This window comes from Streptomyces hokutonensis (assembly GCF_000376565.1).
GTDB classification, from domain to species: Bacteria; Actinomycetota; Actinomycetes; order Streptomycetales; family Streptomycetaceae; genus Streptomyces; species Streptomyces hokutonensis.
On the sequence record NZ_BARG01000024.1, the window covers coordinates 285,266 to 297,968 of the forward strand.

General features: G+C 69.8%; 14 protein-coding genes. 10 read left to right on the forward strand and 4 right to left on the reverse strand.

Translation table 11 applies throughout. From position 1 onward, the window contains the following. Window positions 1–7: 7 nt before the first annotated feature. Entirely contained in the window at window positions 8–871 is an 864-nt protein-coding gene (locus tag SSP08S_RS13290) for a mycofactocin-coupled SDR family oxidoreductase (RefSeq protein WP_019068092.1), read from the reverse strand. 181 nt (window positions 872–1,052) lie between these two features. Here SSP08S_RS13290 and SSP08S_RS13295 point away from each other — a divergent pair, with 181 nt between their 5' ends. Genes SSP08S_RS13295 through SSP08S_RS13310 form a run of 4 tightly spaced genes read left to right on the forward strand, consistent with a single transcriptional unit; the run spans window position 1,053 to window position 3,438 of the window. Continuing rightward, a complete protein-coding gene (locus SSP08S_RS13295) occupies window positions 1,053–2,198 on the forward strand; it encodes an amidohydrolase family protein (protein ID WP_026178452.1) in 1,146 nt (381 codons plus the stop codon). Next, window positions 2,195–2,404: a hypothetical protein gene (locus SSP08S_RS13300; protein ID WP_019068094.1), complete on the forward strand. Its 210-nt coding sequence runs from the start codon at window positions 2,195–2,197 to the stop codon at window positions 2,402–2,404. Before SSP08S_RS13295 ends, SSP08S_RS13300 begins: the two co-directional genes overlap by 4 nt. Before the next feature lie 16 nt (window positions 2,405–2,420). Further along, on the forward strand, window positions 2,421–3,233 hold the full coding sequence (locus tag SSP08S_RS13305; RefSeq protein ID WP_026178453.1) for a mycofactocin-coupled SDR family oxidoreductase: 813 nt from the start codon (window positions 2,421–2,423) through the stop codon (window positions 3,231–3,233). Window positions 3,234–3,246: 13 nt separating this feature from the next. Next, window positions 3,247–3,438 carry a ferredoxin gene (locus SSP08S_RS13310; RefSeq protein WP_019068096.1) on the forward strand — a complete coding sequence of 64 codons (192 nt, stop codon included), beginning with the start codon at window positions 3,247–3,249 and terminating at the stop codon, window positions 3,436–3,438. A 54-nt stretch (window positions 3,439–3,492) separates the two neighbouring features. On the opposite strand, the gene SSP08S_RS13315 is transcribed toward SSP08S_RS13310, so the two are convergent. Continuing rightward, entirely contained in the window at window positions 3,493–4,365 is an 873-nt protein-coding gene (locus tag SSP08S_RS13315) for a VOC family protein (RefSeq protein ID WP_019068097.1), read from the reverse strand. Between the two features lie 169 nt (window positions 4,366–4,534). Between SSP08S_RS13315 and SSP08S_RS13320 the strand changes: the two genes are divergently transcribed. Together SSP08S_RS13320 and SSP08S_RS13325 are read left to right on the forward strand one after the other, a co-directional pair. Continuing rightward, complete coding sequence (locus SSP08S_RS13320) at window positions 4,535–5,395, forward strand: alpha/beta fold hydrolase (RefSeq protein WP_019068098.1); 861 nt, start codon at window positions 4,535–4,537, stop codon at window positions 5,393–5,395. Window positions 5,396–5,431: 36 nt separating this feature from the next. After that, window positions 5,432–6,046, forward strand: coding sequence for a TetR/AcrR family transcriptional regulator (locus tag SSP08S_RS13325; RefSeq protein WP_026178454.1), 615 nt, complete (start codon window positions 5,432–5,434; stop codon window positions 6,044–6,046). A gap of 53 nt (window positions 6,047–6,099) precedes the next feature. On the opposite strand, the gene SSP08S_RS13330 is transcribed toward SSP08S_RS13325, so the two are convergent. Next, window positions 6,100–7,707: an FAD-dependent oxidoreductase gene (locus tag SSP08S_RS13330; RefSeq protein ID WP_019068100.1), complete on the reverse strand. Its 1,608-nt coding sequence runs from the start codon at window positions 7,705–7,707 to the stop codon at window positions 6,100–6,102. 231 nt (window positions 7,708–7,938) lie between these two features. On the opposite strand from SSP08S_RS13330, the gene SSP08S_RS55265 reads away from it, so the two are divergent. The 4 genes from SSP08S_RS55265 to SSP08S_RS13350 all read left to right on the forward strand — a co-directional run bounded on the left by SSP08S_RS55265 (window position 7,939) and on the right by SSP08S_RS13350 (window position 11,773). Beyond that, window positions 7,939–8,811 carry a 2-keto-4-pentenoate hydratase gene (locus SSP08S_RS55265; RefSeq protein WP_102133320.1) on the forward strand — a complete coding sequence of 291 codons (873 nt, stop codon included), beginning with the start codon at window positions 7,939–7,941 and terminating at the stop codon, window positions 8,809–8,811. After that, a complete protein-coding gene (locus tag SSP08S_RS13340) occupies window positions 8,808–9,758 on the forward strand; it encodes an acetaldehyde dehydrogenase (acetylating) (protein WP_019068102.1) in 951 nt (316 codons plus the stop codon). The genes SSP08S_RS55265 and SSP08S_RS13340 overlap by 4 nt, the downstream gene beginning before the upstream one ends. Further along, window positions 9,755–10,765 (forward strand): 4-hydroxy-2-oxovalerate aldolase, encoded by a 1,011-nt coding sequence (gene dmpG, locus SSP08S_RS13345; protein WP_019068103.1) that lies wholly within the window; start codon window positions 9,755–9,757, stop codon window positions 10,763–10,765. The genes SSP08S_RS13340 and dmpG overlap by 4 nt, the downstream gene beginning before the upstream one ends. Before the next feature lie 246 nt (window positions 10,766–11,011). Continuing rightward, window positions 11,012–11,773 carry an IclR family transcriptional regulator gene (locus SSP08S_RS13350; protein WP_043259407.1) on the forward strand — a complete coding sequence of 254 codons (762 nt, stop codon included), beginning with the start codon at window positions 11,012–11,014 and terminating at the stop codon, window positions 11,771–11,773. A gap of 9 nt (window positions 11,774–11,782) precedes the next feature. Here SSP08S_RS13350 and SSP08S_RS13355 read toward each other — a convergent pair whose 3' ends face one another. Beyond that, window positions 11,783–12,682: an SDR family oxidoreductase gene (locus tag SSP08S_RS13355; RefSeq protein WP_019068105.1), complete on the reverse strand. Its 900-nt coding sequence runs from the start codon at window positions 12,680–12,682 to the stop codon at window positions 11,783–11,785. Between the last annotated feature and the right edge of the window lie 21 nt (window positions 12,683–12,703).

Consider the following 12,703-nt stretch of genomic DNA (forward strand, 5'->3'; position numbering starts at 1 on the left):
AATACCGTCAGAACGTGGGGAGTTGAGGACGCTTGCGGACATAGCCGCCGGCGTCCACCCGCATCTGCATGCCGGTGACATAGCGGGACTCGTCGGAGACCAGGAAGAGCACCATGTCGGAGACGTCCTCCGGCTCGACGTAGGGAATGTCCATCCCGGTCGTCGCCGGGAACGACAGCAGGGCGTCCTCGCGCGTCGGGTTCTCGAGGTCCGGCCGGAACGAGCGGTACATGATGTCGCTGTTGAGCATGTCCGTGTTGACGTTGGTGGGATGCAGGCCGTTGACCCGGATCCGCCGTGACAGCAGCACGGTCGCCAAGTCGTGGACGAACGCGGCCACTTGGCGCTTGGCGAAGGAGTAGCCGAGGCCCCCGGGGCCGTTGGTCGGGCTGTCGACGGTCGCCGGGGTCAGGGCCGCGATGGACCCGGTCGCCACGATGGAGGCGCCGTTCGGCAGATGCGGGAGAGCGGCCTCGACGGCGTGCACGACTCCGTTGAAGTCGACGGTGACGGCGTCGATGAAGGCCTGGACGCCCTGCTGGGGACCGAGCGGTGCGATTCCGGCCTGCGCCACCACGGCGTCCAGCCCCCCGAGTTCGGCCACCCCGTCGGCCACGGCAGCCTTGAGCGCCGCCGGATCCCGTACGTCCGCCTTGCGCGCCACGATGCGCCGCCCGAGCTTCTCGACCTGGCGCACGGTCTCGTCCAGGTCGTCCTGGGTCGCCAGCGCGTACGCGTTCGTCGCGATGTCCTCGCACAGGTCGACGGCGATGATGTCGGCGCCCTCCGCGGCCAGCCGGAGCGCGTGGGCGCGGCCCTGTCCGCGTGCCGCCCCGGTGATGAACACGACCTTGTCCTGTACTCGGCCCATCCTGGGGCTCCTTCCGCCGGAAATAAAAGAGTAGCCTGAATACTGTCCGATGGCGCTGTTCGTGATCCATGATCGGTATCAAGTCCGCTGACCGCTGGCCGGTTTCCGTTCAGTGGGACCTGAACAGTGCACACAATTCGGCCGGTGCTAGAGAGTCCATGAGATTCGAGGGAGCACATCGATGCCATTGCAGCCATGGATGAAGTTGCTGTCGACCGACGACCACCTGATCGAGCCGCCGCGCCTGTGGACGGACCGCCTGCCGGCCAAGTACCGCGACCTCGGGCCGAGGATCGTCGAGCAGGCACGGGGAGAGGGCCAGGCCCCGGCCGAGGTGTGGAACTACGAGGGCCGCATCTACCCCTACATCGGCCTGAACGCCGTGGCGGGCAAGTCGCCCGAGGAGTTCGGCCTCGAACCGACCCGCTACGACGAGATGATCCCGGGCTGCTACGACCCGAAGGCCCGGCTGCGCGACATGGACCTGGACGGGGTGTGGGGCGCCCTGTGCTTCCCGTCGTTCCCGCGCTTCGCCGGCACCGTGTTCCTGGACGGCCAGGACCGCCGACTCGCCCTGCTGTGCGTGCAGGCGTGGAACGACTTCGTGATCGACGAGTGGTGCGCCACCGCACCCGGCCGCCTCATCCCGCTGGTCATCCTGCCGCTGTGGGACGTCGACGCCTGCGCGGCCGAGATCCGGCGTACGGCGGCCAAGGGCGCCAAGGCGATCTCGTTCCCGGAGAACCCGGTCCCGCTGGGCCTGCCGTCGTTCCACACCGACCACTGGGACCCGGTGTTCACGGCGGCCGAGGAGACCGACATGCCGCTGTGCCTGCACTTCGGCACCTCGGGCGCGGCGCCCAGGACGGCTCCGGAGGCGCCCTTCGCGGTGACGATCACCCTGTTCGCCACCAACTCGATGTACGCGGCCGCCGACCTGCTGTTCTCCCCGGTCCTCCACAACCACCCGCGGCTGAAGATCGGCCTGTCCGAGGGCGGGATCGGCTGGATCCCGTATCTGCTGGAGCGCGCCGACGGCACCTGGGAGCGGCACCGCTTCTACCAGAACGTCAACCAGACCGTGCGGCCGTCCGACCTGTTCCACAAGCACTTCCACGGCTGCTTCATCGACGACCGCTTCGGTGTGGAGGTACGGCACCACATCGGCGTCGACAAGATCACCTGGGAGTGCGACTACCCGCACTCCGACTCGTACTGGCCCAAGAGCCGCGCCTACGCGGCCGAGGTCCTCGCGGACGTGCCGGACGACGAGGTGCACAAGATCGTGGAACTGAACACCCGCCGTCTCTACAACCTCCCCGCATGAGCGGGCGCCCGGAGTCCGAGCGCTCCGACTGGACCGACCTCGACCTGCTGACCCGCGACGAGGCGTACGGCCGTCTCCAGGAGGAGATCGGCCTCACCGTCGGTCGGCTCGCCGAACTCGGCGCGGACGACGCGGCCGAACGAGAACTCCTCGACACCCGGCTGCGCGCCCTGCGCGAGGCCGCCGAGGATCTCAATGTCCGCTGAGCGAAGGGGAGTTGGCGTGGGGCGTGTGGAGGGCAAGGTCGCGCTCATCACGGGCGCGGCCCGTGGTCAAGGGCGCTCGCACGCCGTGCGGCTGGCGGAGGAGGGCGCCGACGTCGTCGTCACCGACGTGTGCCACGACATCAGCGACGAGCTGCCCTATTCGTTGGCGTCCAAGGAACAGCTCGAAGAAACAGCGGAGTTGGTGCGGGCGACCGGCCGCCGGTGTGTAGCCGTTCAGGCCGATGTGCGCTCGGTCGCCGAGATGCGGGTCGCGGTCGACGCGGCGCGGGAGGAGTTCGGGCGGCTCGACACGCTGGTGGCCAACGCGGGTGTGATGAGTATCGGAGCCGCCTGGGAACTCTCCGAGGAGGCCTGGGACGTCGTCATGGACGTCAACCTCAAGGGCCCCTGGAACGCGGTGCGGGCCGCGATCCCCTGGATGATCGAGGCAGGACAGGGCGGCTCCGTCATCATCACCAGTTCGGCCGCCGGCATCCGCGGCCATGTGCCGTACGCCCACTACACGGCCAGCAAACACGGTGTCGTCGGCCTGATGAAGGCGCTGTCCAACGAACTCGCCCCGCACCGCATCCGGGTGAACACCGTGCACCCCACCGGCGTCAGCGACACCGGCATCACCGTCGGCGTCCCGATCGAGGAACTCGCCGCGCGGGAACCGCTGTTCGCGCTCGCCGCGATGAATCCCCTCGCCCCGTACGTCGAGCCGCGCGACGTGTCGAACGCCGTCCTGTTCCTCGCGTCGGACGAGTCGCGTTATGTCACCGGCCTCCAGTTCACCGTCGACGCGGGCTCGACGAACAAGCCGTAGAGCGGAGTTGTGCATGAAGATCACGATCGACTCCTCGCTGTGCTCCGGGCACGCGAGGTGCGCGGCGGCGGCGCCGGAGGTGTTCCGGCTCGACGACGACGGCTACGCGCTGCCCTACGACGGCGAGGTGCCGCGGGAGCTGCAACAGGCGGCCAGAGATGGGGAGTTGGCCTGCCCTGAGCGGGCGATCACCGTCGAGCAGTGACACGGAACAGCCCCACGGCCGTGGACCGTGGGGCTGTTCTGCTGCCTGCTCGGATCAGCCGGCGGGCTGCGGCGGCGGGGTGAAGTGGTGGCCCCAGAAGGCGCCGTCGGTGATCTCGTAGACCGGGACCGGCTCGGGCACCTTCAGGCCGTTCCAGCCGAACTCGACGGCATAGTTCTCCGGCGACCACACGTAGAACGACACCATGTGGTCGTTGGTGTGCTTGCCCAGCGAGTGCATCATCGGGACCTCGAGCTTCGCGGCCCGGTCCAGGGCGCGGCCCACGTCGTCCAGCGTCTTGCCCTCGACCATGAAGTGCAGCAGCCGCCCGGGACCCGGCGCCGGGGTGACGCCCAGGGTGTGGTGGCGGGGGTTGCAGCCCATGAACCAGGTCGTGCCGCCCGGCGAGCGCATCGTGTTGCGCTCGATGAAGCCGAGGGTGTTGACGTAGAAGTCGAACGTGCCCCGCGCGTCCTCGGCGGAGACGATCGCGTGCCCGAAGCCCATGTCACCGGTCAGGAAGCCGGAGACCAGCGGGGTGTGCACCGGGACGTGGTCGAGGATCGCGCCGTAGAACAGCTCGACCGGGTTGCCGCCCGGGTCGTTGAACTTGACGAAGCCGGTGACCCTGCGTTCCGCGGCCTCGTCCTCGGTGCCGGCGGTCACCTTGATGCCGGTCTTCTCGACATCGGCGACCAGCCTCGCCAACTCCCGCTCGTCGATGACCTCGAAGCCCAGCGCGGTCATTCCGCTCTGCGAACCGGGGGAGACCACGATGCGGGCCGGATAGTCGTCCATCCGGTAGTACAGGGATTCCGGGTCGCCGCCCGCAACAGGCATCAGGCCGAGGAAATCCGCCCCGAACACCTTCCATTTCTCGATGTCACTGGATTCCAGCCGGACATACCCGAGTGAGCGCACACCCATCAGGGTTCTCCCATCACCGTCGTCAAGTCCTTGCCCTCCGACGCTAATCAGGCGGGCGGACCAGCAGCCGTGGACGTCCCACTGATCGGGAGGAGTGCGACACCCGGGCGGGACGCGGTGGCACGGTGACTGTCGCCCGTCACCCCGCGACCGGAGGCCACGCACCGCCATGACACTCACCGCTGAGGACACCCTGCGCGAACTGCACACCGACGAGGGCACGTTGCGCTACCACGAGGCGGGCGACGGGCCACCCCTGCTCCTGCTGCACGGCTCCGGTCCGGGCGTGACCGGCTGGCGCAACTACCGGGGAAATCTCCCCCTGTTCGCGAAGCACTTCCGCTGCCTCGCCCTGGAATTCCCCGGGTTCGGGGTCAGCGACCCCACCGACGAAAACCCGATGATGGCGGCCCCGAAGGCCGTCCTGCGCTTCCTCGACGGCCTCGGCCTCGACCGTGTCGACGTCATCGGGAACTCCATGGGCGGCTTTGTCGCCGCCGGACTCGCCGTCGCCCACAAGGACTTGTTCCGCCGGGTCGTCACCATCGGCGGCGTCGGCCGCAACATTCTCTCGCCGGGTCCCAGCGAAGGCCTCAACCTGCTGGTCGAGTTCGCCGAGAACCCGACCCGCCAGAACCTCGTCCAGTGGCTGCGGTCGATGGTCCACGACCAGTCCCTCCTCACCGAGGAACTCATCGAGGAGCGCTGGGTGAGCGCCACCGAGCCCGCGACCCTGGAGGCCTCCCGGCGGATCTACGGCCGGCAGGCCATGGCCGCCATGCAGGCCGCCCAGGCCCACTCCGACCAGCCCATCTGGGCCGCCCTCCACAAGATCACCGCGCCCACGCTGCTCACCTGGGGCCGCGACGACCGGGTCACACCGCTGGAGAGCGCGCTCATCCCGATGCGTACGATTCCCAAAGCGGAACTGCATGTGCTGCCCGACTGCGGCCACTGGGCCATGATCGAGCAGAAGGAGGCCTGGGAGAGCGCGGTCCTGGCCTTCCTGACCCGCCCCGAGGCGTCCTGAGCGTCGGCGGGAGCACCCAACGACCGGGGGGACGACGTGGCGAGACCCGCTGAGGGACGGCAACCGGCGGCCCCGATGTCGAGCGGCCAGGCCGCCCGCCGGGTCCGCATCCTCCGCGCCGCCTCCGAACTCGGCGCCCGCGAGGGACTGGCCAGCGTCCAGATGCACGACGTGGCCAAGGAGGCCGGCGTCGCCATCGCCACCCTGTACCGCTACTTCCCTTCCAAGCCGTATCTGTTCATGGCGGTCCTGGAGTGGCACATCGAGCAGTTCGTGGGCGGCCACGGGCACACGGCCGTCGCCGCCGAGGGCGCGGACCCCGCCGCCGAGATCGCGGAACTCCTCATCACGCTCAGTCTGAAGCTGCTGGACAGCCCGCTGCTCGCCTCGGCGGTGGCCCTGTCGTCGTTCACCGAGTACACGAGGGTCGTCCCGGCCCGCGCGGACCTCGTCGACAGCCCCCTGGGCCAGGCCATCCTGCGCCTGCTCCGCGGCAGTGTCCGCGAGGCCTCGCAGACCGACCGCAGCCGGGCCCGCCTGCTCATCTACGGCTGGTGGGGCCTGTTCGTGGCCCTGCTCACCGAGGAACTCACCACCGAGGAGGCGGAGACCAACATGCGCCTGGCCGCACGGCTGCTCCTCACGCCGTAGGACATCACGACAGTGCCCGGAACACCCTTGCGTTCCGGGCACTTGACGTTGTGTCAGTTATCGGTGTCCGCGATGTCGAGCACGGCCAGATACGAGAACGCGACACTCGAACCGATGGGAGCTCCCGCCCCCGGGTACACACGGCCCGTCATCGCGGCGGCGGTGTTGCCGGCCGCGTAGAGCCCCTCGATCGGGCCGCCGTCCGGGCGCAGCACCCGCGCGTGCTCGTCGATCCTCAGGCCGCCCTTGGTGCCGATGTCGGCCGGGACGATCGTCGCGACGTAGTACGGCGGGGTGTCGAGCGGGGGCAGGATGGGGTTCGGCCAGTCGTTCGTGGGCGGCGGTGCCGGGTAGTTGAGCTGGGGGAGGGCCGGGAAGCCCAGGACGTACTGGGCCATCTGGTCCCAGGGCGTCTCGCCGCGGTGGAACTTCTCGTCGACCCCGGTGTGCGCGTAGCCGTTGAACTCCTCGATCGTCTTGCGCAGGGATTCGAGGGGTACGTCGATCAGCTGCGCCAACTCCTCCAGCGTGTCGGCCTTCTTGAGCGCGCCCGACTCGAACCACTCGGGGCGCACCGGCTCGTCGTACGGGCCGCCGAAGCCGTCCCGGTCGAGCTGGCGCTGGTCGATGATCCAGTGGGCGGGGATGTGCGAGACGCCCGAGGTCGCGTGCAGGCGGACTATCTCGCGGCCCGCCTGGTCGTAGGGGCGGGTCTCGTTGACGAAGCGCTCGCCGGCCGCGTTGACCCAGATTCCGCCACGGGTGCCCGTGTGGAAGAGCGGCAGGCCGTCCGGCCAGACGAGCCCGGGGGTGAACCAGGCCGCGTCGAGCAGATCGGTGGCGGCGCCGACCGCGATACCCGCCTGGAGCGCGTCGCCCGTGTTGCCCGGGGCACCGTGGGTCCACTCGCTGCCGCGCTCCGGAACCGGCTGGTACTTCTCGCGCAGCTCACGGTTGCGCTCGAAGCCGCCGGCCGCGAGGATCACCCCGCCCGTGGCGCGGAACGTGACCCGCTCGCCGTCGCTCACCGCCTCCACGCCGACGACCCTGCCGTCCTCGACGACCAGGCTCTCCAGCGCCGTGCCGAGGCGGAGCGTGCCGTGGCCCGTCTCCAGGAAGGCGGCCAGCGTCCTGCCGATCAGCGCGCGGCCCCCGCTGAGGACCGGGCCCTCGTCCTGCCCCCAGCGCTGGGACGGCAGGCAGGCGCGGACCAGCCGGGCGTGTTCGCCGAGCTCGGCGACGGTGACCCGCGGCGGGAAGACCGTGTGCCCGGTGGGGGACGCGCCGGCGACCGCCGGATAGTAGTCCGGCACCGGGAGGTGCTCGAACGACTGGAACCACGGGTTCTGCTCCAGCTCGTCGATCAGCTGGACGCCGGCCCGCAGATAGGCCTCCTGGAGCGGCTCGCGCGACTTGTCGTCGACGCTGTCGCGCAGATACGTCCGCGCGTCCTCGATGCTGTCGTCGAGCCCCGCCCGCCGCATGGGCGCGGACCCGGGGTACCAGAGACCGGAACCGGAGTAGGCGGTGGTGCCGCCGACCCGGTCGGTCTTCTCGATGACGAGGGTGCGCAGTCCGCGCGAGGCGGCGGCATAGGCACCGACCAGACCTCCGCCCGACCCGACCACGATCACGTCGTAGACGTCCTCGTTGCTGGCCAAGATGACCTCCTCAGGTGTGCTGACGTTCTCGACGGCCGAGCGCGGCTCAACGCCACAACCTCAAGCAATGTGCGGGCGACGGTATCGAGCCAACTCCCCGGCTCCGACCGGCCATCTCGCTCAGCGAGACCATTTGTCCACTCGCGGATCAAGTCCCGGTGAGCGGAACGCGCGGGCCCGTGAAGGGGCACGGATGCCCAGGCTGGAGACCATCACGAGGTGAGGATGCGAATGACAGACGTTTGGGAACCGAGGGCCGTGGCGGACCGTGAGGCGGCGGTGGCCGAGGCGGTCGTACGACTGACGCGCGCGGCCCGTGACCGTCAACCGTGCGCCCCCGTACGGGACTTGCTCGGCGCCACCGACATCAGCCTCGCCTACGCCGTCCAACAGCGCGTCGTCGCCGACCGGATCGCGGCCGGAGCACGCGTCGTCGGCCGCAAGATCGGACTGACCTCCGAGTCGGTGCAGCGCCAAGTCGGCGTCGACCGGCCCGACTTCGGAGTGCTTCTCGCCGACATGGACGTCAGCGCGCTGCCGGCCGTGCCGAGCGAACGGCTGCTGCAGCCCAGGGTCGAGGCGGAGATCGCGTTCGTCCTCGCCGCCGACCTCGACGACGACGATCTCGACATCGAGCGGGTCCGGTCCGCCGTCGCGTACGGCGTCGCCGCGCTGGAGATCGTGGACAGCCGGGTCGCCGACTGGGACATCGCGATCACCGACACCGTCGCCGACAACGCGTCCAGCGGACTGTTCGTACTCGGCGGCGAGCGGGTCGAGTTGAAGGCGTTCGAACCCCGGGACGTGCGCATGCGGCTGTACGCGGACGGGCAGCTCGCGTCCGAGGGCGACGGCACGGCCTGCCTCGGTGATCCCCTCGCCGCGCTGCTGTGGCTGGCGCGCACCGCGCGGGAGTTCGGCGATCCGCTGCGGGCCGGGCAGGTCGTGCTCTCGGGCGCCCTCGGCCCGCTCGTCCCCACCCCGCCAGGAGTCACCGTACGGGCCGAGATGTCGGGCCTCGGCTCGGTGACCGCGACGTTCTCCGCCGTAGGGGAATCAGCCAACTCATCCGACTCATCGAACTCTTCGAAGGAACAGGGATGACGAAGACCAAGGTGGCCGTCATCGGCTCCGGGAACATCGGGACCGACCTGATGATCAAGGTGCTGCGGCTGTCCGACACCCTGGAGATGGCCGCGATGGTGGGCATCGACCCGGACTCGGACGGCCTCGCGCGCGCCGCGCGCCTGAAGGTGCCCACGACCCACGAGGGCGTGGACGGGCTGATCCGGATGGACGGCTTCGACGACATCGGGATCGTCTTCGACGCCACCTCCGCGAAGGCACACGTCGAGAACGCCAAGCGCCTCGCCCCCTACGGCAAACGGCTCGTCGACCTCACACCCGCGGCCATCGGCCCGTACGTCGTGCCGCCGGTCAACCTCGACGAGCACCTTGCCAACGATGTCGACAACCTCAACCTCGTCACCTGCGGCGGCCAGGCCACCATCCCGATCGTGCACGCGGTCAGCCGGATCACCCCTGTGCCCTACGCCGAGATCGTCGCCTCGATCGCCTCGAAGTCGGCCGGACCCGGAACCCGCGCCAACATCGACGAGTTCACCGAGACGACGTCCGCCGCGATCGAGAAGGTGGGCGGCGCACAGCGCGGCAAGGCGATCATCGTGCTGAATCCGGCCGAGCCGCCGCTGATCATGCGGGACACCGTGTACTGCCTGATCGGCGACGCGGACCAGGAGCAGGTGCGGGCCTCCGTGGAGGGCATGGTGGACGCGGTCGCCGAGTACGTGCCCGGCTACCGGCTCAAGCAGCAGGTGCAGTTCACCCCGATCCCGGCCGGTGATCCGGTGCACACCCTCTTCACCGGCGACGCCTCCGAGGTGACCACCAAGGTGTCCGTCTTCCTCGAAGTCGAGGGCGCCGCCCACTACTTGCCCGCCTACGCCGGCAATCTCGACATCATGACCTCGGCCGCCCTGCGGGTCGCCGAACGCATCGCCCAGCGCTTCTCCAGCGAGGTGACCCGGTGACCCCCAGGCTCTATGTGCAGGACGTCACCCTCCGGGACGGCATGCACGCCATCCGGCACCGGATCACGCCCGAGAACTTGGCCGCCATCAGCGCGGCCCTGGACCGGGCGGGCGTGGACGCCATCGAGGTCGCCCACGGCGACGGCATCTCCGGCGGCAGCCTCAACTACGGCCCCGGCAGCAACACCGACTGGGAATGGATCGAGGCGGCGGCCGGCGCCATCCACCGGGCCACCCTCACGTCCCTGCTGCTGCCCGGCATCGGCACCATCGCCGAACTCAAGCAGGCGTACTCCCTCGGCGTCCGCTCGGTCCGGATCGCCACCCACTGCACCGAGGCCGACGTGGCCGCGCAGCACATCGCCACCGCCCGCGAACTCGGCATGGACGTCTCCGGCTTCCTGATGATGGCCCATATGACCGACCCCGCCGAACTCGCCCGCCAGGCACGCCTGATGGAGTCCTACGGCGCGCACTGCGTCTACGTCACCGACTCCGGTGGCCGGCTGACCATGGACGGCGTCCGCGACCGCATCCGCGCATACCGGGACGTACTCGACCCGGACACGCAGATCGGCATCCACGCGCACGAGAACCTCTCCCTGTCGGTCGCCAACTCCGTCACGGCGGTGGAGGAAGGGGTGACCCGGGTCGACGCGTCCCTCGCCGGACAGGGCGCGGGCGCCGGCAACTGCCCGATCGAGCCGTTCATCGCGGTTGCCAACCTCCTTGGCTGGGAGCACGGTTGCGACCTGTTCGCCCTGCAGGACGCCGCCGACGATCTGGTACGGCCGCTGCAGGACCGCCCCGTGCGCGTCGACCGGGAGACCCTCACCCTCGGCTACGCGGGCGCCTACTCCAGCTTCCTGCGGCACGCCGAGACGGCGGCCGGACAGTACGGCCTCGACGCGCGCACCATCCTCCAGGAGGTCGGCAGGCGGGGGCTGGTCGGCGGGCAGGAGGACATGATCGTGGACATCGCGCTGGACCTCACGCGCGGCTGCTGACCGCACGTCTCCGCAGGGCCGCTCCCCGGACCACGCACCGGGGAGCGGCTCTTCGGCGCGTTGATTAGACCGGGCGTACCAATAAACTCGTGCACGCCTCTTGGCCCGCGTCGGACGCCGTTGGTACGTTGACGAAGGCGCCGAACTAGAATTGATTTCAGTTTGAGCAGAGAGGCATTGACGATGACGTCTGCCCTTCGACTGGAGCCGCGATACGAGGCCGACCGGCATGCGCTGCCACCGTCGATGATGGAGCGCGTGACGTTGATCATGGACCTCTTCGAGCGGCCCCAGACACACCTCACCCTCGAAGTGGTCTCCCGCAGGACCCAGTTGCCGCGCTCGACCACCCACCGGATCCTCGACCAACTGGTGCGCCTGGACTGGCTGCACCACACGGTCGCCGGGTACGCGCTGGGACCGCGCGCGCTCGGTCTCGGCGGACGGGAGATCGGACACAGTACACTGCGCGCGGCAGCCGCGCCGCAACTCCTCGACCTGGCCGTCCGCACGAAGATGGTCGTCCATCTCGCCGTCCTCGACGGCCCCGAGATCTACTACCTCGACAAGGTCGGCGGCCGGGCCGCGGTCGACATCCCCTCCCGGGTCGGCGGCCGGGCGGTCGCCCACTGCACCGGTCTCGGCAAGGCGATGCTCGCCTGGCTCAGCCCGGAGGAGATCGACGCCCGCTACCAGCAGTCGATGGAGTGCCGCACCTCCCACAGCATCGGCCGACTCGACCTGCTCCACCGGGAGTTGAGCACCGTACGCCGGCGCAACGGGCTGGCCATCGATCGGGGTGAGTGTTTCCCCGACCTGGGTTGTGTCGGCCTCGCGCTGCGCGGGCCCGACGGCCCGGTCGGCGCGATCTCGGTCGTCGGCGACGGGCGGGCACCGCTGGAGTTGGTGGCTCCGCTGGTCGTGAACGCCGTACGGGCCGTGTCCGAGGAGTTGTTCGGGGGCGGGGAGTCGTTGCGGCGGGAGGTGGCCGAGGCGGCGGGTCTGTAGCCGGGGTGGTCAGGCCGCCGAGGGGTGCACGGAGAGCAGGTCCGCGAGGTCGACGCGGGTCAGGAAGTCGCGGCGGATGCGGTCGGCCAGGACGGAGACCGCCTCGGAGCCGTCGTCGGCCGGATCGATGTGCACCCGGTACGGGCGCTGCCCCGCGGGGAGCGCGACGATACGGGCGATCTCCTCGGAGACCAGCGAGGCGTCCGCACCCTCGGGCGCCAACGCGGCCAGTTTCTCGGCCACTTGGGTCATCAGACCCGCGTACCGCGTCTCGTACTGTGCCTCGACCGCGCTGTCCGCCGGGCGCCCGGAGTGCGCGAAGTGGTTCGTGCCGCTGGTGAAGGAACCGGGCACCACGATGGAGGTCTCCACGCCCCAGCGGGCCAGCTCGGCCGCGTAACTGACGGCGAGTGAGTCCATCGCGGCCTTGGCGGCGAAGTACGGGGCCAGATACGGCGGGGTGCCGCCCTTGACGCTCGAACTCGACACCCAGATCACCAGACCCCGGCCGGCCGCGCGCAGATGGGGCAGTGCGGCGCGGTTGACGCGCTGGGTGGAGAGGACGTTCACGTCGTACAGCTCGGCGAGCTGCTCGGGCGTGAAGGCCTCGGCCGGTCCGGTGACCATGTGGCCGGCGTTGTGGATCAGGACGTCGATGCGGCCGTGCTCGGCGATGACCCGGTCGATCGCCGAGTCGACCGAGTCCTGCGCGTTGACGTCGAGTTCTATGGAGCGCAGGTCGACGCCGTGTTCCTTGCCGTAGTCGGCGGCGGCCTGAACCTGGGGCGCGTTGCGGGTGGTGGTGTTGCGCATCCCGGCGTACACGGTGTCGCCCTCGTCCGCGAGGGCGCGGGCGGTGAGGGCGCCGAAACCGCTGGAGGCGCCGGTGATCACGACGATGTTGTTCATGGGGATCTCCTTGAGGGGTGT

Coding starts and splice junctions, on each gene's coding strand:
- SSP08S_RS13310 (WP_019068096.1), top strand. CDS start 3,247: ATGAAGATCACGATCGACTCCTCGCTGTGCTCCGGGCACGCGAGGTGC.
- SSP08S_RS13355 (WP_019068105.1), bottom strand. CDS start 12,682: ATGAACAACATCGTCGTGATCACCGGCGCCTCCAGCGGTTTCGGCGCC.
- SSP08S_RS13340 (WP_019068102.1), top strand. CDS start 8,808: ATGACGAAGACCAAGGTGGCCGTCATCGGCTCCGGGAACATCGGGACC.
- SSP08S_RS13295 (WP_026178452.1), top strand. CDS start 1,053: ATGCCATTGCAGCCATGGATGAAGTTGCTGTCGACCGACGACCACCTG.
- SSP08S_RS13315 (WP_019068097.1), bottom strand. CDS start 4,365: ATGGGTGTGCGCTCACTCGGGTATGTCCGGCTGGAATCCAGTGACATC.
- SSP08S_RS13320 (WP_019068098.1), top strand. CDS start 4,535: ATGACACTCACCGCTGAGGACACCCTGCGCGAACTGCACACCGACGAG.
- SSP08S_RS13300 (WP_019068094.1), top strand. CDS start 2,195: ATGAGCGGGCGCCCGGAGTCCGAGCGCTCCGACTGGACCGACCTCGAC.
- SSP08S_RS13350 (WP_043259407.1), top strand. CDS start 11,012: ATGATGGAGCGCGTGACGTTGATCATGGACCTCTTCGAGCGGCCCCAG.
- SSP08S_RS55265 (WP_102133320.1), top strand. CDS start 7,939: ATGACAGACGTTTGGGAACCGAGGGCCGTGGCGGACCGTGAGGCGGCG.
- SSP08S_RS13290 (WP_019068092.1), bottom strand. CDS start 871: ATGGGCCGAGTACAGGACAAGGTCGTGTTCATCACCGGGGCGGCACGC.